Raw genomic sequence first — 20,073 nt, 5'->3', positions numbered from 1 at the left:
CGGGTGGAGACGGAGGTTGGCGCGGTCGAGTCGTCACCTTTTGTGACCATGTCGTGACAGATAGTCGGATTATCGCAACTATGCGTCCGCTGTGCTCACTCACGACTGGAGGACCTCCCCCATGACGACACCCCCCACCCGCACTCTGCTCCGCGCGGCGCTCGCCACCCTGGCGCTCGGCGGCGTGACCCTCGCCGGCGCCCCGGCGGCCTTCGCCGCGCCCGGCGACAACGGTGACGTCAAGGTCCACCGACAGGGCACCCCCGACACCAGCCAGGAGAACGAGCCCCTGGTCGGATGCACCTTCCGCTTCGCGGCCTTCAACTTCGACGGCCTGCAGAGCGTCCAGTGGAACATCTACGAGCAGCCGGGCCAGCCAGGCAACCAGGACCCGTCGCTGAAGAACGGCAGCATCGCCGTCGACAGCAACGGTGACGGACACACGGACGACATCACCGGCCTGTCGTCCGGCATGTACAAGGTGGAATGGACGTGGGTGGGCCAGAACGGCGCGGCGAAGTCGAAGGTCTTCCGGGTCAACTGCCCCGGCGGCGTGATCACGAACCCGACCAGCCCGCCGACCACCGGCGGCAACGGCAACGGCGGTCCGGGCGGCGGTCCCGGCGGCCACGGCCACGGCAAGCCCCCGCACGGCCCGGTCGGCGCGGGTGGCGGCGGCAGCGCGCCGATCGCCGCCGAGGACTCCTCGACCTTCGGCATCGGGGCGGCCATCGCGGCGGGCCTCGCCGGCACGGCCGGACTGGTCCTGATCCGTCGCTCGCGCCGCCGCGACAATGGCGCCGCGTAGGTCCCGCCCCACGCACCGGTCCCGACTCACGCGTCGGCAACGGCGACTCCTCCGGCTCACCAGGACCGTCACGGTGACGTGCGTCCTGGTGACCGGGGGCGCCTGGTGGGCCGGTGACGGGGAACCGGCCGACCCGCCGCTCGCCGCCGGCCCGGCCGCTCCCGGCCGGGCCGCGGCGGGAGCGGCGGCCGGCGCCCCGACCGCCGTCGACCACAAGGCGAAGCCCAGGGCGCTCCCCAAGGCCACGCCCCCGCCCCGGCCGACGCCGCCACCCCCGCCGCTGACCCGGTCGCGTCCCACCGCGCTCGAGGTCCCGGCCATCACCATCGAGGCCCCCGTGACCGAGCTCGGTCTCGACGCCGGCGGGCGGCTCGCCACACCACCCGTCGACAATCCCCGGATCGTCGGCTGGTACGCGAAGGGCGCCACCCCGGGGGAGCGCGGCACCGCCGTCGTCGTCGGCCACCGCGACACCCGCAGCGGACCGGCCGTCTTCCTCGACCTCGACTCGCTCAGCCCCGGCAACACCGTCCGGGTCGCCCGCGCCGACGGCAAGGTCGCCGTCTTCACGGTCGACCGCGTCCGGACGTACGCCAAGGCCGACTTCCCCGACAAGGAGGTGTACGGAGCCACGGGGCGGCCCGAACTGCGGCTGCTCACCTGTGGCGGAGCCTTCGATCGCCGTACCGGCTACGAGGCGAACATCGTGGTCTTCGCCCACCTCACCGACGTCGACCGGAGGACCTGACCGACGGACCCCAGCCGCGTCCACCGCTCAACCCGCCTCCGCCGCTCTCCCGGCGGCCGTCGCCTTCCCCGAGGCCGTCATTCTCCCCGAGGGCGTCGTCCTCCCCGCCCCGGCGGGCCCCCGCCACCCGGCGTGCGCCCGCCGGATACGGCAACTCCTCCGCCAGGGCCGCCGCCCGGTCGAAGCCCTCCGCCGCCTCCCGCTCCCGGCCGAGGGCCGCGAGCGCGGCGGCACGCGCCGTTCGGGCCTCGGTCTCCGCGAGCCGCTCCCCGGCCCGCTCCGCCCGACCGACCTCGGCGCCCGCCACCTCCGCCGCCTCCGCGGCCCGCCCGCACGCCAGCAGTGCCCAGGCCGTCAGATGCGCCGTACCGGCCTCCCGGTACCCGGCGAGCAGCCGCAGCGCCTCCTCCGGCCTGCCCTCCCGCACCGCCAACTCGGCCCGCGCCGACCGCACCTCGTACTCGGCCTGGTGGTCGCCCTGGGTCAGCGCCGTCCGCTCGGCCGGGGCGAGCAGCTCGCTCCCGCCGGGTTCGGCCTCCCGCATCCGTACGCGGGCGAGCGCCACCAGCGCGTACGGCGCGCACCACACCGCGTTCGACTCCGCGTACGACTCCGAGTCGCGCACCGCCGTCTCGGCGAGCTCCCGGGCCTCCGCCACCTCTTCCACGAGGAGATGGAGCTCGGCCAGGTTCGCCCGCTCGAAGACCGTCGCCGTCGGATCGCCCGACCGCTCCGCGAGCGCGAGCGCCCGGCGGCCCGTCGCGATCGCCTCCCGCAGCCGCCCCGCCCGCCGGGCCGTCTCGCGCAGCACCGAGAGCACCGAGGCCAGCAACTGCGGATCGCCGTACGCCTCCGCGTGCGGCAGCGCCCGGTCCGCGACGGGGCCCGCCTGCCCGAACCGGCCCGCGAGCCCCAGCGAGGTCGCCCGCGCGGCCAGCGCCCTGGCCAGCAACCCGCGCCGCTCCGGGCCTGTCACCGCCTGCGCCGCGTCCTCCGCCGCCCGGGCGGCGACCACCCCCTCCTCGTACCGGCCCGCGACGAAGCACAGCACCGCACGGGCCAGATGGTGGGCGCTCGCCACCGCCGCGGGGGTCCCGGAACCGGGCGGGCAGGCGTCGAGCAGCCGGAAACCGTCCTCCGTGCCACGGGTCTTCGGCATGAGCTCCGCGAGCCGGGCCGCCGCCAGGACACGGCCGTCCGCGTCACCGCGCCGGCCCAACTCCTCCAGCGCCTCGCCGAGCAGCCGCGCCGCCTCCTCGAACCTGCCCAGGCGCCGCAGCACGGCGCTGCGGTCGATCCGCGCCCGCGCCGACTCGGCGGCCACCGCGTCGAGACGGCCGGTGAGTTCGGCGTAGTAGCGGTCGGCGGTGTCGTTGGCGTAGAGGGCCGCGGCCCGCTCGGCCGCCTGCCGCAGATAGCCGGTGGCGCGCGGGTCGTCGGCCCGGGTCAGATGGGCCGCGAGCGTGTCCACGGCGTCGGGCCTGCGGCGCAGCACCGCTTCCGCGTACGCCGAGTGCAGCAGCCGGCGGCGGGCCGCCGACAGCCCTTCGTAGCAGGTCAGCCGGACCAGCGGGTGGCGGAAGGCGAGCCCGGCCACCGGCCGGCCCTCGCAGACCACCGGCCGCTCCTCCACCACCGAGGCGGCGACCGCGGCCTCCACGGCCTCCGTGGCCTCGGCCGCCGAGAGCCGTGGATGGCCGCCGCGCCGGGCCACGTCGAGGACCTCGGTGAGGGCCGCGTCCTGCCCGGCGACCGCGACCGCGTCGACCACCCGGCGGGCCGCAGGACCGAGCCGCCCCAGCCGCTCGGCCACCAGCTGCCGTACGCCCTCCGGGGCGCTGGGCCGCTCGTCCCCGTCCCGTACCGCACGGGCCAGTTCGAGGGCGAAGAGCGGATTGCCGAGCGACAGCTCCCACACGCGCTCCGGTACGGCGCCGTCGGCGCCCAGCGCGTCCGCCGTCAGGGCCAGGCACGCCTCCCGGGAGAGCCGGGGCAGCTCGACCGAGGCGGCGAGGGACTGGCGCAGCAGCAGGTCGAGGACCTGGCGGCGGGGGTCGGACGCGGGAAGTTCCTCCGGGCGCACAGTGGCGAGAAATCGCCAAGCACTTCCCACCTCCCGTGCCCGGCGCGCAAGATGGCTGAGGAGCTGGAACGAGCCCGCGTCCCCCGCGTGGAGGTCGTCCAGCACCACCATCACGGGCCGCTCGGCCGCCAGCTCTCCGAGCAGCCCCGCCGTCGCCCGGAACAGACGGTCCCGCTCCTCCTCGGGACTGCGCCCGCTCTCCGGACGCACCCGCCCCAAGGACGGCAGGAGCGACGCCAGTTCGGGATACTCCGCACCCGCCCTGGCCCGCTCCGCGGTCGGCCGGTCCGCCAGCCAGCCGTCCAGGGCCTCGGTGAACGGCCCGTAGGGCGTGTGCCCCTCCGCGTCGTGGCCCGCGCCCCACAGGACGGCCGTGCCCTCGGCGGCCGCCCGCCGCGCCGTCTCGCCGGCGAGACGGGTCTTGCCCAGTCCGGCCTCCCCGGTGAGCAGCAGCACGGGCGGGGAGCCGGCGGCGAGCAGTCGGGCGAGCAGTTCGTCTCTGCCGCGCAGCGGAGTGGCGGGTGGCCGACGGACCACGGCCGGAAGGGCGGGCCCCACGGAGCGGGAGGCCGGCACGGGCGCGGCGAGGGCCGCCCGGTGCAGCCGCTCGGTCTCCGGACCGGGGCGCACCCCGAACTCCGCGTCCAGCGCCTCCCGGCACAGGTGGTACTGGGCCACCGCACGGCGCCGCAGTCCCTGCCGTACGTACGCCTCGATCAGGATCCGGTGCGCCTCCTCCTCCGCCGGGGCCACCGCGAGGACCTGCTCGGCCGCGGACACCGCCTCCTCGGGAGTGCCCGCGGCCAGGTGGGCGGCGGCGAGCGCGAGCAGGGTGCGCTCCCGCAGCGCGGACAGCCGCTCGCGGCGGGCCTCGGCCCAGGGCGCGTACCGGTCCTCGGGCAGCAGCTCGCCCGTGAACGCGGCCAGGGCAGTGGCGAGTGCGGAGCGCCCGCCGTCGGCGAGCGCCGCCTCCGCCAGCGCCTCGGCCTCGTCGGCGTCGATCCGCACCGTCCGCGGATCGAGCCGCAGCAGGGAGCCATCGCCGGTCAGATAGGAGGAGACGGACCGGGGCGCCAGCTCGGGTTCGATCGCCCGGCGGGCCGCGTGCAGGGCCACGCGCAGACTGCCCAGCGCGGCCTGCGGATCCGCGTCCGGCCAGCAGATCTCCATCGCCTGCTCGCGGTGGAGACGGTGTCCGGGGGAGACCGCGAGCAGTTTCACCAGCGTGCGCGCGCTCGGCCGCGGCCACCGCTCGGAGAGCGGCGGCCCGCCGTCCCGGTCGACCCGGAACCCGCCGAAGAGGCGCAATCGCAGCACCGGAGGTGCGCCCGCTGGTATGTCTGCGCTCATGAGGGCGCCCACTGTAATGGGTGCCCCCTGCACCGGAATGGGGCGGTCCGGAAATGGCGGAAGACCCCCGCCCGGTGGTGCGGGCGGGGGCCGTGATCCGCGGCGGGCTACTGGGCGGTCAGCCGGCCCGTGACCATGCCGTGGATCTGGTTGTCCTGGAGCAGGTAGCGTCCGCCGGACAGTTCGATCGTGCGGTCGTAGCCCGTGTCGTCCTTGCCGAGCCCGACGACCTCGTCCACGCCGTCGCCGTCGAGGTCCGCGACGACCAGGTTCTGCGTCGCGAAGCCCCCCAGCTGGGCCACGTGCTGCGGGTAGTCGCGCCCACCCGTGAGCACCGCCGGGTCCCAGAGGTAGGCCGCGCCCTCGGTGCCGCCGAAGATCAGCCGCCGCCCGTCGGGACCGGTGCCGAACCGCGCGTTGTGCAGCATCGGCAGCGTGAAGACCGCGTGCTCGCGGCCGTCCTTGCCGAAGGTGCGCAGCGAGGCCGTCCCGGCGAGGACGAGCCCCTCGTCGCCGGTGAACCAGTTGCCGAGCGTCCAGGCACCGCCACCGGTCGAGGTGTGCACGACCTCGCCGGTGCGGAGGTCGCGGAACTCGAAGTAGGTGACCCAGCTGCCGCCCTCCCGCACGATCCAGGAGTAGACGACCGCGTGACCGTCCGCGTACGGGATGCCGGGTGAGGCGTACACCCCGTGGAACAGCTGCGCCGCGTACGCCTTCGTGTCCGCGTCGCCGGTCCAGGTCGGATCCGCCGACCAGAGGGCCTTGCCGGTCAGTGCGTCGAGCGCCGTCCCGCCGACCACGGCCGTCCCGTCGTTGACCCCGCGCGTCTGGTACGAGCCGAGGACCTTGCCCTCGGCGACGGCCAGGTCGGAGAAGACCAGGCCGGGACCGGGCGTGTACTCCCAGAGAGCGCGCCCGCCGCCGCTGTAGGCGCGGACCGCGTCGGTCGGCACGAGGATCTCCTCGGCGCCGTCCCGGTCCAGGTCCGCCACCGTCACCGAGCGGACGAACCGCCCCTTCCCGTCGATGGTCTCGCGGACCCGGCCGGTGCGGGCGTCCACGACGGCCGCCGCCTTGTCGGCCGCGACGACGAGGTCGTCGCGCCGGCCGTCGCCGTCGGTGTCGGCGATCCGGATGTCACCCTGCACGGAGCCGGGCAGCGTGGCCCGCCACAGCACCCGGGGCGTTCCGGTCACGAGCGAGGGCCCGTCGTAGGCCCACAGCCCGTGGGACTGGCCGCCGACGATCACGTCCTCGCGCCCGTCGCCGTTGACGTCCGCCGCGAGACCCGTGGTCAGGTCCGCCTGGAGCGGGGTGAGGGACGCCTGGCGGCCGCTGCCGAGGCGGTACGACCGGATGTTCTGCTCGTTGTCCACGGTCCGCACGCGCCACTCGTCGTCCTCGCGGTACGGCTGGGCGTAGATCGGCGAGGCCTCCGTGCCCGTGTGCTGCCAGCGGACCTCCCCGTCCCGGCCGTTCAGCGCGGTCAGCGTGCCGTAGCGGCTGCCTCCCGGGTTGGCGGCGGTCTCCTTGCCCTCGGTGGTGACGTACGAGGCGAGCACCTTGCCGTCGGCGATCCGCAGGCCGAGCGCGGAGTCCCCGTCCTTGGCGTTGTCCTCGCCGCGCTTGACGGTGCGGGACCACAGCTCGGTGGCGTCGCCGCCGTCCAGGGCGCGCACGGTGGCGGTGTTGACGTACAGGTTCTCGTCGAGCGTCGACTCGCTGATCGCGTACTCCGGAGCGGAGTCCCCGCGCAGCCGGCCGATCCGCAGCCCGATGCCGAGCGCGTTGACCCGGGTGTCGAGGGTGGTGCGGGTCCCGTCGGCCGGATCGTAGGCGGCCAGCTCGTACCGCACGCCGTCCCGGTAGTCGGCCTGCTCCAGGGCGACCAGCCGCTTCCGCGCCGCGTCATAGGCCAGCTGGCGGGTGTAGAGGTCGGTGTCCGTCTGCCAGGTCACCGAGCCGTCGGCGGTGTCGAGGACCAGGGTGCGGCCCGCGGCGGGGGCCGTGTCGGTCTTCTTCACGTACCAGGAGACGGCGACGAGACCGTTCCCGAGCGGGACGGTGGAGCCCCACCGGCCGTGCCGCTGCCCCGTCTCGTACGTCCAGGTCGCCGACGGGGAGAGCGTCGTGCCGTCGTACGAGAGGTGGAAGGCCCGGAGGGCGGCGGTGGCGTCCTTGGCGGAGTTGAGGCTGGTCGACGGCTGGTCGCCGACGAGCAGGGTGTCGCCGACGAGCGTGACCTGCTGGGCGTCGGCGAAGAGCTTCGACCACAGCGTCCGGCCCGTGGCGCCGTCGAGGACGGTGACGAAGGTACCGGTCGTCAGCGAGGAGCCGGGGGAGGTGAACGGACGGTAGGGGCTGGTGCCGACGTCGGCCGTGAAGACGACGTCCGCGATGCCGTCGCCGGTCAGGTCGCCCTGCGTCCAGCCCTGGTCGGAGCTGTCGAGGAAGGGGCTGTTGGCGTGAAATCCGGTGGTGATCCGCGCCGGGTACGGCTCGGTCTGCCAGGGACGGATGTTGGTGACCTGCCAGTCGGCGTAGAGCGAGGCGTTGTCCCGCTTCCAGACCGTGCGGCCGTCCTCGGTGAGCCGGGTGACGGTGCCGAGGCTGTGCACGGCCAGGAAGTCGCCGCGCCCGCCGCCGAGCTGCGCGGTGTCGGCCTGGCCCCGGTACGTCTCCAGGGCGGAGGTCCGGGTGACGGTCAAGCCGCCGGCCGCGGTGTCAGTGGTGTCGGCGGTGTCGGCGGTGCCCTGGAGCGGGCTCCGCGCAGGGTCCTGCGGGGTGATGTCGAGTGGTGCCGCCGGCTCGGCGCGCCGCTCCAGGGCGTCGGCCTGGGCGTCGGTGAGAACCCGGCCGAGGGGCTCGTCGTCGGCGTACGCGGTCGTGGCGGGCAGCGCCGTGAGCGCGAGTCCGGCCGCGACGAGGGCGGAGGCGAGGCGCACTCCGCGCCGGGAACGGTGGGTCATCACGCCGCCTTCGGGAAGATACGGATGGCCGAACGGTCCATGAGGACCGGCTCGTTGAAGGAGTACTGCAGGGCGTCCGTGCCCGCCTGGTTCTCGATGCCGACGGTCGCGCCGCCGCCGGTCTCCAGGGCGTTCGCGCCGATCGACTGGTACTGGAGGACGATCGCGCCGGTCGCCTCCTCGAAGACGGCCTCGAAGGTGACGCGCTTGGCGGGGTCGGCGGCGAAGGCCGCGTTCTCCCAGACGATCGTGAACCGCCGCTGGCCGACCGTGCCGCTCACGGCGGTCTTCACCGCCGACTTGGAGTCCAGGACCAGGTCGTCCCAGTACGCGGCGAGGACGCCGTTGGGCTGACCGGGAGACGGCAGCGCGGTGTTGGCGTAGTCGCCGAGCCGCGGCGCCAGGAAGTTCACCAGGCCGTTGGTGGTGACGCTCGCCTGGCTGTACGTCACGCCGTAGAACGGGACGGGGAACGGCAGGGCGATCGTCTTCGCGTTCTCGTCGCCGGAGAGCGCCAGCTTCGTCGACGCGGAGGTCCACGCGTACGCGGCGGGCAGGCAGCTGTTGCCGGCCGCGTCGGTACGGGCGGGCAGCGCGGCCGTCACGCTCTCCGCGGTGTCCACGGCGAGCGTGGCGCGGTACGTGCCGTTGCAGAGGACGGGCGCCGCCGGGGTGGCCGTGAGGGTGAACGAGCCCTCGGCGACCGCCGGGAAGCGGAAGGCGCCGGAGGCGTCGGTGACGACCGGGGCGAGCGGGGCGTCGGTGAAGCGGACGGTGGCGCCCTTCAGGGGCTTCCCGGTGACGTCCAGCACGGTGCCGGCGACGGCGTGCGCCGGCACGGCGTCCAGGCCGAGGTCGTGGGCGAGGGACTCGCCGGTGGTGACGGTGAGCCCGTCCTCGACGAGGTCCCGGTAGCCGTAGCCGCCGACCGTGAGGGAGTACGTACCGGCGGCCAGCGTCAGCCGGTAGGCGCCGGAGGCGTCCGTGGTCACCGAGCGGCGGGCCTCGCCGGCGGTGGCGGTGACGGTGATCCCGGCGAGCGGGGCGCCGGTCGCCCGGTCGGTGACCGCACCGGTGACGGTGGCCGCGGTGTGCGGGGCGCGGTCCACGGCCGTGAGGACGTCGAGCTTGCCCTCGCCCCACACGTTGTTGGCGGCGGCGGTGCCACCGCAGTGGGTGTCGTCGACGTCGCGGGCGGAGCCGTTCAGGGCCGCGCGGGTGGCGTCGATGTCCCCGATGAGGGAGGGGGCCGAGGACCAGAGCAGGGCGACGGCGCCGGCGACGTGCGGGGTGGCCATCGACGTACCGGAGATGGCGCGGTAGGTGTTGCCCGGCCAGGCGGAGCGGACGTCGACGCCCGGGGCGGAGATGTTGGGCTTCATCGAGCCGTCGACGAGCGAGGGGCCGAAGCCGGAGAAGGAGGCGATCTTCCCGGTGGCGTCGTACGCGCCGACGCCGTAGGCCGGGGCCTGGGCTCCGGGGGCCTCGGTGGTGGAGCAGCTGGTGCCGTTGCCGGAGTTGCCGGCCGCGAAGGCCTCGAAGATCCCGGCCGCGTTCCAGGACTCGATGATGTCCTGGTAGAAGGTGGTGTTCCCGCCGCCCCAGGAGTTGTTGACGATGTCGGGGGCCAGGTCGGGGCGCGGGTTCTGCCCGTTGTGGTCGGTCGGCGCCAGGATCCACTGGCCGGACTTCAACAGGGACGAGTCCGAGCAGCTGCGCGCCTCGCAGCCCTTGGCGGCGATCCACGTGGTGCCGGGGGCGACGCCGATGCCGCCCGCGCCGGCGATGGTGCCCATGGTGTGGGTGCCGTGGCCGTTGTTGTCGCAGGGCGCGCCGTCGGCGCACTGTCCGGTCGGGTCGTACCAGTTGTAGTCGTGGCTGAAGGTGCCGTCGCCGAGATTGCCCCGGTAGTTGCCCTTCAGGGCCGGGTGGTCGTACTGCACGCCCGAGTCGATGTTGGCGACGACGATGCCCTCGCCGCGGTTGTCGTACCGCGACCAGACCTGGTCGGCCCCGATGTCCTGCACGCCCCACTCGGGGGTCACCGCCTCCTCGGCCGCCGCGGAGCTCTCCTCGACCGTGTCGAGGGCGTAGTGCCGCTCCTGGCGGAGGGAGGCCACGTCGGGGCGGGCGGCCAGCTTCTCCACGAGGGCCTTGTCGCCGGTGACCTTGACCGCGTTGGCGATCCAGTACGACTCGTAGCCGACCTTGGCCCGGTCGAGGAAGCGGGTCAGCGAGCCCTGGCTGCGGGCGGCCTCGGCGCGCAGGGAGTCGAAGGTGACCCGGGCCTTCTTCTCGTGGCCGCGCTGGGAGCGGGCCCGGGAGAGGTCGGCGCGGTCGGTGAGGACGACGAAGAAGGTCGCCTCGCCGCCGGCCTCGACGGTGGCGGTGACGCCGGGGTCGACGACGGCCCCGGGGGAGGGCGCGGTGGCCGCGGACGGCGCGGCGGCCACGGCGGGTGCCACGAGCAGGGCCGCCGCGGTGGCGGCGGCCGCGGCCCAGGCGGTGGTTCCGCGCCGGACGGGCGAGCGGAAGGGTGCCCGGAGCGGTGAGCGGGGCAGGTGCATGTGGGTGGCTCCTCCAACGCTGGTACGGGGGAGGCCGACGCCCCGACACCCCTGTGCGGACCCGGGGGAAGGTCCTGGGGAGGCGGGGCGGGCTCGGTCGGGGACGCTAGGTCCGGGCCGTTACTGGGGAATTACCGGAGGTCGGGGAGCGGCCGGGGGCGGGACGGGGCGTGGAGGGGGAGGGGAGGGACCGCGGCGTGGCAAGTGGAATGGCTGAGGAGTGGCTGCGGAGGGGGCGCGGAGGGAGATGCGGAGTGGCCGCGGAAGGGGTGCGGAGCGGCCGGAGGCAAGGGGGCTTCCGCCAGTTCCGGGGGCGCAGGGCTGTACGGGGCGTCCGTGGACAGGCCCCCGCCGGGGCGGCACGATCGATGCCGGGGCGCGCCCCGGAGGGAGCCGGGCGGGACCGGGGGCACCGCTGGGGGAGCCGGGCGAGACCGAGGGCACTCCGGCGGACCCTGGCGTTGGAAAACTAACAGCGCTAGTTTGGGTCGCGACGGCGAACCGGTCGGTAACGTCCGGCCGGCAATGTGAGGAGACAGCGGATGAAGGCCCACGACGCGATGTACATCGGCGGGGAGTGGCGTCCCGCCTCCTCGACGGAGACCATCCCCGTGATCAACCCGGGGGACGAGCAGGTCATCGGCCACGTCCCGGCGGGTACCGCAGAGGACGTCGACGCCGCCGTACGCGCCGCCCGCGCCGCCCTCCCCGGCTGGGCCACCACCCCGCCGACCGAGCGCGCCGCCCGCATCGCCGCCCTGCGCGACGCGCTCGCCGCCCGCGCGGAGGAGATCGCCGCCACCGTCACCGCCGAGCTCGGCGCCCCGCCGCAGCTCGCCGCCGCCGTCCACGCGGGCCTGCCGATCGCGGTCGCCGGCACGTACGCCGAACTGGCCGCCACCCACCCCTTCGAGGAGAAGGTCGGCAACTCCACCGTCTACGCCGAGCCGGTCGGCGTCGTCGCCGCCATCACCCCCTGGAACTACCCGCTCCACCAGATCGTCGCCAAGGTGGCCCCCGCGCTCGCCGCCGGCTGCACGACCGTCCTCAAGCCCGCCGAGGACACCCCGCTCACCGCCCAGCTCTTCGCCGAGGCCGTGCACGAGGCCGGCCTGCCCGCCGGCGTCTTCAACCTGGTCACCGGCCTCGGCCCGGTCGCCGGACAGGCCCTCGCCGAACACCCGGACGTGGACCTCGTCTCCTTCACCGGCTCCACCGCCGTCGGCCGCCGCATCGGCGCCCTCGCCGGCGGCGCCGTCAAGCGGGTCGCCCTCGAACTCGGCGGCAAGTCCGCCAACGTGATCCTGCCCAGCGCAGACCTCCCCAAGGCCGTCGCCGTCGGCATCGCCAACGTCATGTCCAACTCCGGCCAGACGTGCAGCGCCTGGACCCGGATGCTCGTCCCCGCCGAGCGGTACGAGGAGGCGGTGGCGCTCGCCGCCGAGGCCGTCGCCAAGTACGTCCCCGGCGAGCGCGTCGGCCCGCTCGTCAACGCCAGGCAGCAGCAGCGCGTCCGCGGCTACATCGAGAAGGGCGTCGAGGAGGGCGCACGGCTCGTCGCCGGCGGCCCCGAGGCCCCGCGCGAGACCGGCTACTACGTCTCCCCGACCGTCTTCGCCGACGTCACCCCGGACATGACCATCGCCCGGGAGGAGATCTTCGGCCCGGTCGTCTCGATCATCCGGTACGAGGACGAGGCCGACGCGCTCGCCATCGCCAACGGCACCGAGTACGGCCTCGCCGGAGCCGTCTGGGGCGAGCCCGAGGAGGCCGTCGCCTTCGCGCGCCGCATGGATACCGGCCAGGTCGACATCAACGGCGGCCGGTTCAACCCGCTGGCCCCCTTCGGCGGCTGGAAGCAGTCCGGCGTGGGCCGGGAGCTCGGCGCGCACGGCCTCGCCGAGTACCTCCAGACGAAGTCCCTCCAGTTCTGACCGTTCTGGCCGTTCTGGCCGTTCCAGCAGGTCCAGCAGGTCCAGCAGGTCCAGCAGGTCCAGCAGTTCCGACAGTTCCGAGTCCCGAGGAGCACCGCACGTGAGCGTGATCCGCGCCGCCGTCCTGCCCGCCGTCGGCTCTCCCCTGGAGATCACCGGCATCGAACTCCCCGAGCCCGGCCCCGGCCAGGTCCGGGTCCGGCTCGCCGCCGCCGGGGTCTGCCACTCCGACCTGTCCCTCTCCAACGGCACCATGCGTGTACCGGTCCCGGCCGTCCTCGGCCACGAGGGCGCCGGCACGGTCGTCTCGGTCGGCGAGGGCGTCACGCACGTCGCCCCCGGCGACGGCGTCGTCCTCAACTGGGCGCCGTCCTGCGGCAGCTGCCACCCCTGCTCGCTCGGCGAGGTCTGGCTCTGCGTGAACGCCCTCGCCGGCGCCGCCAACGTCCACGCCCGCACGGAGGACGGCACCGAGCTCCACCCCGGTCTCAACGTCGGTGCCTTCGCCGAGGAGACGGTCGTCGCCGCCGACTGCGTCCTGCCCCTCCCCGACGGCATCCCGCTCACCGACGCGGCCCTGCTCGGCTGCGCCGTCCTCACCGGCTGGGGCGCGGTCCACCACTCCGCCCGGGTCCGGGAGGGCGAGACCGTCGCGGTCTTCGGCGTCGGCGGGGTCGGCCTCGCCACGCTCCAGGCCGCCCGGATCGCGGGCGCGTCCACGATCGTCGCGGTCGACGTCTCCCCGGAGAAGGAGGCACTGGCCAGGGCGGCGGGCGCCACCGAGTACGTGGTCGCCTCCGAGACCACGGCGAAGGAGATCCGGAAGCTGACGGGCGGCCAGGGCGTCGACGTGGCGGTCGAGTGCGTCGGCCGCGCCGTCACCATCCGTACCGCCTGGGAGTCCACCCGGCGCGGCGGCCGCACCACGGTCGTCGGCATCGGCGGCAAGGACCAGCAGGTCACCTTCCACGCCCTGGAGCTCTTCCACTGGGGCCGCACCCTGGCCGGCTGCGTCTACGGCAACTCGAACCCGGCCGTCGACCTGCCGGTCCTCGCCGAGCACATCAGGGCCGGGCGGTTCGACCTCGGCTCCCTGGTCACCGAGCGGATCACCCTGGACGGCATCCCGGGCGCCTTCGACAACATGCTCGCGGGCAAGGGCGGTCGGGCCCTGGTCATCTTCCCCTGACACAGGCACAGGCACGGGCACAGACGCGCGGCGGGCGCGGCCCGCACCCCCTCTCCGGGCGGTGCGGGCCGTGCCCGCCGTCACAGGTCCAGGACGAGGCGGGCGCCGCGCGAACGGCCCACGCAGATCATCATCGTCGCCCCCGACGCCCGCTCCTCATCACCCAGGACCGTGTCGTGGTGCTCGGGCGTGCCCGCGACGACCTTCGTCTCGCAGGTGCCGCACCAGCCCTCCTCGCAGGAGTACGCGACGTCGGGCACCACCTCGCGGACGGCGTCGAGCAGCGACCGCCCGGGCGTCACCCGCAGGGTCCGCCCGCTGCGGCGCAGCTCGACCTCGAAGCCCTCCGCGTCCGGGGGTTCGGCCCGCTCCGCCGGCGGAGCGCCGAACCTCTCCGTGTGGAGCGGACCCTGCCACCGCTCCTCCACGGCCCGGAGCAGTCCCTCCGGGCCGCAGCAGTAGACGGCGGTCGACGCGGGCAGACCGGCGAGGACGGCGTCCAGATCGGGCAGTCCCGCCGTGTCCTGCGGCACGAGCGTGACCCCGGGGACCCCGGCGAGCTCCGCCCGGTACGCCATGGCCGCGAGGTTCCGCCCGCCGTACAGCAGGGACCACGACCCCGGCGGCAGGGAGCGGACCATCGGCAGCAGCGGGGTGATGCCGATGCCGCCCGCGATGAACAGATGGCGCTCCGCGGGGACGAGCGGGAAACGGTTGAAGGGGCCGCGGACGCCGAGGACCGTGCCCTCGCCGACGGAGCGGTGGATCTCCGCGGAGCCGCCCCGGCCCGCCGGTTCCCGCAGGATCCCGAGCCGGTACGTGCTCCGGTCCGCCGGGTCGCCGCACAGCGAGTAGTGCCGGACCGTCCCGGACGGCAGCGTCACCTCCAGATGCGCGCCCGGCTCCCACGGGGGCAACTCGGCGCCCGTGGGGTCGGCGAGCAGCAGCCCGAGGACGCCCTCGGCCTCCCTGACCGCCGCCCGGACCGTCAGTCGCCACCCGGTCATGTCTCTCCTCGGGCCGCGGTGATGTGCCTCGTCGGGGCGGGGGAAGGCGGCAGCAGCGGCTCCGGCCACACCCGGCACAGGGCCCCGTACAGCGCGGCGGCCACGGCGAAGGAGGCCGGCAGACTCAGGTCGACCCCGCCCGTCAGACCCGTCAACGGCCCGGTGTACAGCGGGTTGTTGACCCACAGGATCCCGACGGCCGAGCCGGCGGCGAAGGCCGTGGCCGCCCGGGGGTTGACCCCGCCCGCGTACCAGTAACGCCCGCCCCCGCCGGTGGTGAAGGTGCGCAGCGCCTCCGCGTCGTACCGCCCGCGGTGCAGCACGTAGCCGACGGAGAGCACGGCCGCCCACGGCGCGACGACCGTGAGCAGTAGCGTCACGAACGCCGACATCGCGTCCATCGCGTCGTACACGACCGCCCCCAGGTAGAGCACGGCCACCGCGAGCAGCGCGACCACCGTCGTCACCGCGGCCCGCGAGGCGCGCCAGAACACCGAGTTGGCGGAGAGCCCGGCCGCGTACAGACAGAGCCCGGCCTGCGGCAGGGTGCCCGCGAAGCCGAACACCACGACCGCCACCGCGAACCAGCCGGGCACCGCGTCCGTCAGGCCCTGGAGCCACGGCTCGTCGGGGACGGGGAAGAGGGTCGTCACGTACGCGCCGGTGAGCAGCGCGACGAGACTGCTGAGGAACATGGAGATCCCGCTGGCCCGCACGACCCGCCCGGTGGGGGTGGCCGAGGGCATGAAGCGGGTGTAGTCGCCCTGGAAGGTCGCGTACGACAGCGGCACGGTCGCGGAGGCGGTGGCCGCGAGCAGCCAGGTGTGCAGGGCGCTGTCGAGCGCGAGCGTCCCGCCGGCGTATCCGGCGTCGAAGCGCGGGGCCAGGACGAGCACGGTGCCGAGCAGGACGGCCCCGCCGGTGACCGCGGTCACCCGGTACGTGCGGACGAGCGTCTCGTGGCCGCGCACCGCGACCAGCGCGACCGCGGCCGCCGTCACGAGCATCGCGACCGTCAGCGCGCCCGGGCCCGTCGGCGTGGACAGCAGCCGGTGGCCCGCGACCATGACCGCGGTGCCGCCGGTCCACACGGCGATCGCGAAGAAGCCGAGTGCCGTCACCACCGTGATGGCGTTGCCGACGACCCTGCCGCGCACTCCGAAGTGGGCCCCGCTCGCCACGGGGTCGTTGGTCCCGGTGCGGACGCCGAAGCGGGCCAGCGGCGCGAGCAGCAGGGTACCGGCGGCGACACCGACCGCGATGGCGCTCGCCGAGGCCCACCAGCCGAGGCCGAAGACCACCGGCAGCGCGCCGAGCACGACGGTGCCGAAGGAGAACTGCGCGGACGGCCAGATCCAGCCGAAGTCGGCCGGGGTCGAGGTGCGTTCGGCCTCGGGTACGGGCGCGATGCCGTCGTGCTCGACCCCCGCGCGGGGCGGCGTCACGCTGGACGCCGCCCCGGTCGGTGTGGTGGTCATGGGGCGCCCCCGGTGGTGGCGGAGCCCCCGGTGGTGGGGGCGTCCCCGGTGGAAGGGGTGCTCCCGGTGACAGGTGCGATCCCCGTGGTGGTGGCGGCGCTCCCGGTGGTGGCGGCGTCCTGCCCGGGCAGGACGTCGACGACCCGGAGGGCGGCGCACGCGGCCCCCGAGGTGCGCTCGCCGCTCGTCAGGTCGAAGGTCGTGTGGTGCAGGGGGCAGGTGATGCGCAGCCTGTCCCCGTCGACCCTGCCGTACTTGAGCCTGCCCCCGCGATGGGGGCAGAGGGCGGCCGCGAGCACCTTGCGGCCGCCGACCTCGACCAGGACCAGGTCCTCGGTCACCTGCCGGACGGTGGGCTCGTCGGCCCCCCGCCGGCGCCGGGCGGGCACGGCCGTCATCCGACGGTCTCCCGTGCCCGCGCGATCGCCGCCTCGGTGGCCGCGCCGACGATGTCGGAGGTCAGCCGCACCCCCGCCCAGATCTTCGCGAGGTCCGGTTCGTCGAGCGCCCGGATCGCCGTCCGCATGTGACTGCTGTGGTACGCGTCGATGTAGAGGTGCTCGGTGTAGTAGGCGGAGTGGGCGATGCCGAGCCGCTGGGCGGCCCGGGCGAAGCTCTGGAAGGCGTACAGCACGCTGGTCTCGAAGTAGGCGTACGCGCCCAGGAAGTACTGGGGCGAGGGCGCCCGGCTCGCCAGCCAGTGGAACATGTTGACGTAGGCGAAGCACTCCGGGCTCGTCCCGTCGAGGTAGTCGTCGAGCCGGAGGCTCATGTCGAGCTCGGTGAGCAGGTCCCGGTAGAGCTGGGAGTGGGCCTTCTCGTCGTTGCCGCAGCCGAGTTCGTCGATGAGGACCCGGAAGACCGCCATGCCCGAGCGGTACGGCAGCCGGGGGACGACCGGGAGCAGCGACTGGGACTCGGTGAGCCCGTCGAGGGCGAACTCCCGCACCACGACCTTGAACTGCTCCAGCGTCGCGTGCTCGGCGAGGAAGGTCGCGCTCTCCGGGAGCGAGGCCTCCTCCTCGGCGAGGAACTCCTTGAGCGCGCCGAGCAGTTCGCCGGTGTTCGCGAACCGGGGCGCCGACGCCTCGTAGCCGCGGGCCATCGGCAGGATCCACCGCTCCTCGATCGCGGTCATCGACCCGTAGTCGCCCAGGCTGGGGACCCGTCGGTAGAGGGTGTGCAGGTCGCGCTGGGCGGTCGCGGCGGGGGCCGTGATCGAGTGCGCGGCGACGGGAGCGGGAGCGGGGGTGGCGGGGAAGGAGGCTGAGGGCGAGGCGCTCATGCCGCCTTCGCCTCCTCGTGCGTGGTGGGGGAGCTGATCACGCCGCGCCGGTGCAGCTCCTTCTTCACCCAGCTGTACCAGTCGTCGAGGAAGACTCCGTACCGCTCGCAGACGGCGTTGATCTCCGCCTGGCGTTCGGGGGTCGGGTCGACGAGCATCGCGTTGCACAGCGCGGGTTCGAGGTTGGCGAGCGGGCCGATGAATCCGTCGATCCCGCGGGCGTCGACGAGGAGGTTCTCCCAGCCCTCGAAGACCGGGATGCCGGTGCCCGCCTCGGCTGTCTTCCGGGTGAACGCGGCGTCCCCGCTGGACTCCTTGATGCCGACGATCCCGGGGATCTCACAGATCCGCAGCAGGGTGTCGAACTCGATGCGATTGCCCGACAGGGCCTCCTCGTTGTAGAGGAAGATCGGGATGTCGACGGCCTCGCGGATCGCCCGGTAGTGCTCGACGATCCCGTCCTGCGTCACGTCGGCGCCGAACGGAGTGGTGACGACGATCGCGTCGACGCCGATCGCGGCGGCCGTGCGGGCCCGGTCGATCACCGAGGCGGTGTCGGGAAGCTGGATCCCGGCGAGCACGGGCAGCCCGCCGGCGTGCTTGACCGTGTACGTGACGACGTCCTGCCACTGCCGGTCGTCGAGCTTCCAGCCCTCGCCGGAGGTCAGGGCCGGCATGAGGCCGGTGACCTCGGTGCGTACGTGACCGATGAGACGGGCGACGCTCTGCTCGTCGACGGTGCCGTTCTCGTCGAGGGGTGTGATCAGCGGGACCACGGTCCCGGAGTAGGTGCCAGGCATGAGTGGGGTGCCCTTCGGAACGGGTGTCGGAGGTCTTGGGAGGGGGTGCGGAGCGCTTTCGGGGAGCGCTCGGAGCGCTTCGGGCGCCGCGGACGGCTTCAGAGCGCTTCGGAGACGACCGTCAGGACCAGCGAGCGCCGGTAGAGGTCCTCCAGGTACGCGGGGAACGACGGCTCCTCGGCCGGGGCGGCGGCGCCGGGCCCCGCGATCGGTACGACGGGGAGTCCGGAGGTCCCGAGCAGCCGGGGGCTCGCGGTGTACAGCGTGCCGCCCCGGCCGATGACCTGGGCGAGCAGCAGGCGCTCGTGCGTGGGGAGGCCGTCCAGCTCGGGCGCGGTGAGGGCGAGGCGGACGTCCGCCTCGTCGTAGGCGATCCGGTCGATGGCCAGGTCGGTGTGGAGGACGTCCATGAAGGGGTAGTAGTCGTCCTGGACGCCTCGCTCGTACCCCCACACGAGGTCGTCGCAGCGGCCGACCTGCTCCCAGCTCATGACGACCCGGCCGGCGGTTCCGGCGGCGAGGCGGTCCGCGAAGAAGGACTTCGCGGCGACCCGTACGGCGTCGTCCTTGCTGTGCATGCCCATGAAGAGCGTGGCGTCGATGAACACCGTGGAGCCGGTCAGGGGCGCGGAGTCGGTGAGCGCCTCGGAGTTCTCGTCAGGCCGCATAGCGCTCGAGCACCTTCCGCATCCGCTCCATGGCGCCGGCGAACAGCTCGGGCTCGCGGGCCAGGGCCAGGCGCAGGAACCGCTCGCCCTTCGCCTTGGTGTTCCAGTAGAAGAAGGTGCCGGGCAGGACGTACACCTCCTCGTCGAAGAGGACGGCCTGGAGCTGGGTGGCGGTCAGGTGCTCCGGCTTGATCCGGAACCAGGCGACGCTGGTGCCGACGACCGGCTCCTGGAACTCCAGGATGGTGCCGCTGAGCGCGGCGCGGGCGGCCTCGCCGTTGGTGCGGATGATGTCGCGGACGGAGGCGAACCCGTCGGAGATGGAGTCCTCGACGTACTGCGTGACCATGTTGAGGACGAAGGGCGAGACGTTCAGGAGGACGCTCGTGTGGAGGTTGTAGACCTCCTCCTGGATGTCCCGGCTGGCGGTGATCATGGCGCACTTGGCGTCCTGGATGGGCCAGGTCTTGCCGGTGTCCTCCATGACCATGTACGTGACGCCGGACTCCTCCAGGAGCTGGTAGATGTCGACGCGGCCGATGCCCTCGTCGCAGAGCGCGAAGGAGGCGAAGCAGAAGTCCATCACCAGGACCTTGTCGTGGTCCACGCAGTAGCGGACGACCTCGCGGAAGCCCTCCAGCCGCTCGGCGAGCAGGGTGAAGCCGGTGGGGTTGTTCGGGTCGACGAGGTAGATGGCGTCCGCGTCGACCTGCTCGACGAGCCGCTCGTAGATGGCGTCCTTGTCGTGCAGCGCCGACTCCGCGAGCGGGGAGATCGGGACCTGCATGTTGCGCAGCAGGTCGACGAGGTTGTCGAAGCAGGGCTCCACCAGCTGGACCGACTTGCCGCGCTGCTTCAGGAACATGCCGGCGACCATGGTCGACACGCTCGCGGAGTACGAGAGGAGCGTGCGGTCCATCGCTCTGGCGGTGGGCTGCTGGTGGAGGCGGAAGAAGGCGTCCAGGAACTGCCGCTCGAAGTGGGCCTGCTGCTTCGACTCCGACTCGTGCCAGAGCTCGGGAAGCCGCGAGACGATCCGCTCCTGGGAGTCGGACTGGCGCTGGTGGGTGTGCGCGTCGGCGAGGTTGAACCGGGTCTTCAGAGCTTCGATCTCGTGCTGGGTGAGGTCGACGAAGGTGCTGACGTCTGCCTTGTCGGTCAACGACATGAGGACTCCCGCTGTC

14 protein-coding genes are annotated in these 20,073 nt (G+C 74.0%); 4 read left to right on the top strand and 10 right to left on the bottom strand.

From position 1 onward, the window contains the following. Nucleotides 1–121: 121 nt before the first annotated feature. Nucleotides 122–808 carry a hypothetical protein gene (locus OG361_RS08765; protein WP_405852772.1) on the top strand — a complete coding sequence of 229 codons (687 nt, stop codon included), beginning with the start codon at nt 122–124 and terminating at the stop codon, nt 806–808. Further along, nucleotides 795–1,556 carry a class F sortase gene (locus OG361_RS08760; protein ID WP_405852771.1) on the top strand — a complete coding sequence of 254 codons (762 nt, stop codon included), beginning with the start codon at nt 795–797 and terminating at the stop codon, nt 1,554–1,556. Before OG361_RS08765 ends, OG361_RS08760 begins: the two co-directional genes overlap by 14 nt. Here the strand turns inward: OG361_RS08760 and OG361_RS08755 are convergent. The 3 genes from OG361_RS08755 to OG361_RS08745 all read right to left on the bottom strand — a co-directional run bounded on the left by OG361_RS08755 (nt 1,531) and on the right by OG361_RS08745 (nt 10,528). Next, nucleotides 1,531–4,989: an ATP-binding protein gene (locus tag OG361_RS08755; protein ID WP_405852770.1), complete on the bottom strand. Its 3,459-nt coding sequence runs from the start codon at nt 4,987–4,989 to the stop codon at nt 1,531–1,533. The genes OG361_RS08760 and OG361_RS08755 overlap by 26 nt on opposite strands. Nucleotides 4,990–5,096: 107 nt before the next feature. Then, nucleotides 5,097–7,961, bottom strand: coding sequence for an FG-GAP-like repeat-containing protein (locus tag OG361_RS08750; protein WP_405852769.1), 2,865 nt, complete (start codon nt 7,959–7,961; stop codon nt 5,097–5,099). Then, a complete protein-coding gene (locus tag OG361_RS08745) occupies nt 7,961–10,528 on the bottom strand; it encodes a S8 family serine peptidase (protein WP_405852768.1) in 2,568 nt (855 codons plus the stop codon). The genes OG361_RS08750 and OG361_RS08745 overlap by 1 nt, the downstream gene beginning before the upstream one ends. A 542-nt stretch (nt 10,529–11,070) precedes the next feature. Here OG361_RS08745 and OG361_RS08740 point away from each other — a divergent pair. Together OG361_RS08740 and OG361_RS08735 are read left to right on the top strand one after the other, a co-directional pair. After that, nucleotides 11,071–12,462 carry an aldehyde dehydrogenase family protein gene (locus OG361_RS08740; protein ID WP_405852767.1) on the top strand — a complete coding sequence of 464 codons (1,392 nt, stop codon included), beginning with the start codon at nt 11,071–11,073 and terminating at the stop codon, nt 12,460–12,462. Nucleotides 12,463–12,568: 106 nt separating this feature from the next. Further along, on the top strand, nt 12,569–13,651 hold the full coding sequence (locus OG361_RS08735; RefSeq protein ID WP_405862154.1) for a Zn-dependent alcohol dehydrogenase: 1,083 nt from the start codon (nt 12,569–12,571) through the stop codon (nt 13,649–13,651). 80 nt (nt 13,652–13,731) lie between these two features. On the opposite strand, the gene OG361_RS08730 is transcribed toward OG361_RS08735, so the two are convergent. The 7 genes from OG361_RS08730 to OG361_RS08700 form a co-directional block, all read right to left on the bottom strand. Beyond that, nucleotides 13,732–14,658, bottom strand: coding sequence for a PDR/VanB family oxidoreductase (locus OG361_RS08730; protein WP_405852766.1), 927 nt, complete (start codon nt 14,656–14,658; stop codon nt 13,732–13,734). Further along, the gene (locus tag OG361_RS08725; RefSeq protein WP_405852765.1) at nt 14,655–16,136 is read right to left on the bottom strand and encodes a purine-cytosine permease family protein; all 1,482 of its coding nucleotides are present in this window, start codon (nt 16,134–16,136) and stop codon (nt 14,655–14,657) included. The genes OG361_RS08730 and OG361_RS08725 overlap by 4 nt, the downstream gene beginning before the upstream one ends. Next, the gene (locus OG361_RS08720) at nt 16,133–16,534 is read right to left on the bottom strand and encodes a Rieske (2Fe-2S) protein (protein WP_405852764.1); all 402 of its coding nucleotides are present in this window, start codon (nt 16,532–16,534) and stop codon (nt 16,133–16,135) included. Before OG361_RS08720 ends, OG361_RS08725 begins: the two co-directional genes overlap by 4 nt. Beyond that, a complete protein-coding gene (locus OG361_RS08715; RefSeq protein WP_405852763.1) occupies nt 16,531–17,421 on the bottom strand; it encodes an iron-containing redox enzyme family protein in 891 nt (296 codons plus the stop codon). The genes OG361_RS08720 and OG361_RS08715 overlap by 4 nt, the downstream gene beginning before the upstream one ends. Continuing rightward, nucleotides 17,418–18,221, bottom strand: a complete 804-nt coding sequence (locus tag OG361_RS08710) for a dihydrodipicolinate synthase family protein (protein WP_405852762.1) — start codon at nt 18,219–18,221, stop codon at nt 17,418–17,420. Before OG361_RS08710 ends, OG361_RS08715 begins: the two co-directional genes overlap by 4 nt. A gap of 98 nt (nt 18,222–18,319) precedes the next feature. After that, nucleotides 18,320–18,889, bottom strand: coding sequence for a DUF6190 family protein (locus OG361_RS08705; RefSeq protein ID WP_405852761.1), 570 nt, complete (start codon nt 18,887–18,889; stop codon nt 18,320–18,322). Further along, entirely contained in the window at nt 18,879–20,057 is a 1,179-nt protein-coding gene (locus tag OG361_RS08700; RefSeq protein WP_405852760.1) for a pyridoxal phosphate-dependent aminotransferase, read from the bottom strand. Before OG361_RS08700 ends, OG361_RS08705 begins: the two co-directional genes overlap by 11 nt. Nucleotides 20,058–20,073 lie beyond the last annotated feature (16 nt).

The organism is Streptomyces sp. NBC_00090 (assembly GCF_045160815.1).
In the GTDB taxonomy this organism is placed as follows: Bacteria; Actinomycetota; Actinomycetes; order Streptomycetales; family Streptomycetaceae; genus Streptomyces.
Note: the sequence above shows the minus strand (reverse complement) of the source record. Positions and strands in the feature narration are given on the sequence as shown.

Bases quoted from the DNA above. Each gene is read 5' to 3' on its own strand.
- OG361_RS08765 (WP_405852772.1), top strand. From the start codon at position 122: ATGACGACACCCCCCACCCGCACTCTGCTCCGCGCGGCGCTCGCCACC.
- OG361_RS08760 (WP_405852771.1), top strand. From the start codon at position 795: ATGGCGCCGCGTAGGTCCCGCCCCACGCACCGGTCCCGACTCACGCGT.
- OG361_RS08755 (WP_405852770.1), bottom strand. From the start codon at position 4,989: ATGAGCGCAGACATACCAGCGGGCGCACCTCCGGTGCTGCGATTGCGC.
- OG361_RS08750 (WP_405852769.1), bottom strand. From the start codon at position 7,961: ATGACCCACCGTTCCCGGCGCGGAGTGCGCCTCGCCTCCGCCCTCGTC.
- OG361_RS08745 (WP_405852768.1), bottom strand. From the start codon at position 10,528: ATGCACCTGCCCCGCTCACCGCTCCGGGCACCCTTCCGCTCGCCCGTC.
- OG361_RS08740 (WP_405852767.1), top strand. From the start codon at position 11,071: ATGAAGGCCCACGACGCGATGTACATCGGCGGGGAGTGGCGTCCCGCC.
- OG361_RS08730 (WP_405852766.1), bottom strand. From the start codon at position 14,658: ATGACCGGGTGGCGACTGACGGTCCGGGCGGCGGTCAGGGAGGCCGAG.
- OG361_RS08725 (WP_405852765.1), bottom strand. From the start codon at position 16,136: ATGACCACCACACCGACCGGGGCGGCGTCCAGCGTGACGCCGCCCCGC.
- OG361_RS08720 (WP_405852764.1), bottom strand. From the start codon at position 16,534: ATGACGGCCGTGCCCGCCCGGCGCCGGCGGGGGGCCGACGAGCCCACC.
- OG361_RS08715 (WP_405852763.1), bottom strand. From the start codon at position 17,421: ATGAGCGCCTCGCCCTCAGCCTCCTTCCCCGCCACCCCCGCTCCCGCT.
- OG361_RS08710 (WP_405852762.1), bottom strand. From the start codon at position 18,221: ATGCCTGGCACCTACTCCGGGACCGTGGTCCCGCTGATCACACCCCTC.
- OG361_RS08705 (WP_405852761.1), bottom strand. From the start codon at position 18,889: ATGCGGCCTGACGAGAACTCCGAGGCGCTCACCGACTCCGCGCCCCTG.
- OG361_RS08700 (WP_405852760.1), bottom strand. From the start codon at position 20,057: ATGTCGTTGACCGACAAGGCAGACGTCAGCACCTTCGTCGACCTCACC.